We start from the raw sequence: 2362 nt of genomic DNA, 5'->3' as shown, positions 1-2362 counted from the left end.
TCAATATTAACGCCTAATTTTTTTGCATAAACCGGATCAAGAGCATGCTCCGCATCTATGAAAGCGGCAAAACCTCCTGTTTTCTGTGCTTCGGCAATTACATGCAAGGCCACTGTCGTTTTGCCGGATGATTCAGGTCCGAAAATTTCGATAATCCTTCCCTTCGGTAACCCCCCAACACCAAGGGCAATATCCAGTGATAATGCTCCTGTGGGAATTACACCGATATTGGCCCTGGTTTCAGAACCCAGCCTCATGATAGAACCTTTCCCGAATTGTTTTTCTATTTGCAGCAAGGCCATTTCCAGTGCTTTTTGTTTTTCCATATTTAGCAATTGCCTCCTTACATTTATTAAAACATTTGTTTGCTTTCTTTCTTTATTTCTTTATCGAAAGAGAAAATCCTGCCGACTTTACCATTTTTTTAATAAAAATTCCTGCCGGGGTATATAGAGCGGGCCGTTAGGACGCAGTATACTTTCTATCAGATAAAAACTCTCCACATTAATCCTGTTTTCACATTCCCAACGCTTATTAAAAATAGAAGGGTCCACCTTAAAAGCTTCTTTCCTGCTCCTTCTTCCGATCGTTAGATGAGGGAGAAATTTCTCATTTGTTTTTTGAGGAATCTCCCTGTTATGAAAAGATGCCGGCACATTTTTTAAAGCTGTTTCGATCCCTTGTGCCAGATTGCTCAGTTCCGTAGCTCCCTCGCCTATGCCCATCCAGACAACACGAGGCTCTTTGAAGGAAGGAAAAGCGCCCAAATTGGTTAAAGATACTCTGAAGGACGTTGTTTGGCCAGCCAATTCCCTTAAGGGATATTCCATCAATGCAACCGTATCGGCATTAATTTCCCCTAAGAACTTTAAAGTAATATGTAAGTTCTGGATGTTTACCCAACGAATACCTTGCATTTTACTTTTAAGTTGTTCCTGAATGCCAATCAACTCTTCTTTCACACTGCCTTCAAGATTAATGGCCAGAAAAGTACGCATAAATCATCTTCCCATAAATTGAAGAACTTTCTCCGGGTTGGGCCCGAGTTCTTTTCGCTTTAATAAGATATGGACTGTCCACCTTATTATGGACAAAAATATTTTAGATGTAAAGTGTTTAATTCGTTTAAATCCGTAAATTTCGTACAAAATACTCATAATTGCGTGTCAACAAACAAAAAACGTTCAAAGCTAAAGTGTAAGGGATACTGTTTTACTTTGATTAAATCCGCGCTTAGAGGCAAAAAGGCTCTTTCCGTCTCTGAATACCGAAGATTCAGCATAATAAGGCTAAAATTTATTTCCAGTGTTTTAATGCCTCTTATGCCTTCAGCTCCGGTAGATCCTGCATTTATCTCCAGGTAGTTCTCCCCCTCTTCCACATAAGGCCTGTGTGTGTGCCCTCCCAACAGAAGGTTGTAACCCGAACGAAGAGATTTAAAGCAACCGGGATTATGGGCGGCGATTATATCCACTTTTCCGGCATTGAGCACTATTTCCTGCAGTTTTTGTGCGGCATCCTCCATTACAGCTTCATTGGCGACTTCCATGGCCGTAGAATAGGAAGCCGGATCGGCAATACCTGCTATCCTCAGGCCGGCTATCTCAACAATACCTTCCTCCAAAACAAAAACGTTTTCAATTTTTTTCAGTTGCTCTACAACAGATGGAGAGTCATGATTTCCCGGAATGAAAACATAAGGAATTTTTAAACCGGCGAGCTGTTGTGCAAACAGTTCCATTTCCAGCGATGTCCCATAATCAACGAGATCGCCTGTATCCACAATTAGTTCGATATGAAAAGTTTCTACAATGCGTTGCATAAATGCAAATGCCGCTGGGTTATTATGAATATCTGAAACATGAAGAATTCTTCTGGTATCTTTATTTTCTACTATCGGAGCATTCTTTTCCATTTCTTTTTGTAAAAAAGAGATATTGTCAACTATCTCCATAAACTGTCCACCTATATTTTCAACTACACCCATTCCCTCCTGCAAAACAGTTAGTACCCATGGTGCAGCTTCCAGTATTCCTTCGTATTCGGCCCTTGAGAAAGCCACTGTATCATAAGATAGGGCTGCAGTCGATATAATGGCCAGCAAGACAAGAAAATTGATTAATCCTCCCCAGAGAAGTTCTTTCTTATTAATAGTGCGGCGAGTCAGTAAAAGCATGCCGAACATACCTGAAAAGAAAGCTAAAAGCAGAAGATAAGCCAGATATTTAATGATATTTACTTTTATTCCTTGAATAATATTCTCAAACCGGAGCCCCGTCCGGGAAAAGATGCTGGCAATTTCTTCCATATCTTCCAGGTTAATGTTTTTTAGGGTAAGATGAAAGTCAAGTGGTGTACTATG

The 2362-nt window shown here is 40.3% G+C and carries 2 protein-coding genes and 1 pseudogene; all 3 read right to left on the bottom strand.

The genetic code is table 11. From position 1 onward, the window contains the following. Positions 1-326, bottom strand: a pseudogene (locus GXZ17_RS00015) (DNA recombination/repair protein RecA); the annotation flags it as partial. 87 nt (positions 327-413) lie between these two features. Then, positions 414-998: an RNA 2',3'-cyclic phosphodiesterase gene (gene thpR / locus GXZ17_RS00010; protein WP_409375241.1), complete on the bottom strand. Its 585-nt coding sequence runs from the start codon at positions 996-998 to the stop codon at positions 414-416. A gap of 155 nt (positions 999-1153) precedes the next feature. Next, a partial coding sequence (locus GXZ17_RS00005) for a metallophosphoesterase (protein WP_409375240.1) occupies positions 1154-2362 on the bottom strand: 1209 nt, incomplete at its 5' end.

Source organism: Candidatus Sordicultor fermentans (assembly GCF_012728195.1).
Classification (GTDB): Bacteria; Atribacterota; Atribacteria; order Atribacterales; family Caldatribacteriaceae; genus Sordicultor; species Sordicultor fermentans.
This window is presented reverse-complemented; position numbering and strand designations above follow the sequence as displayed.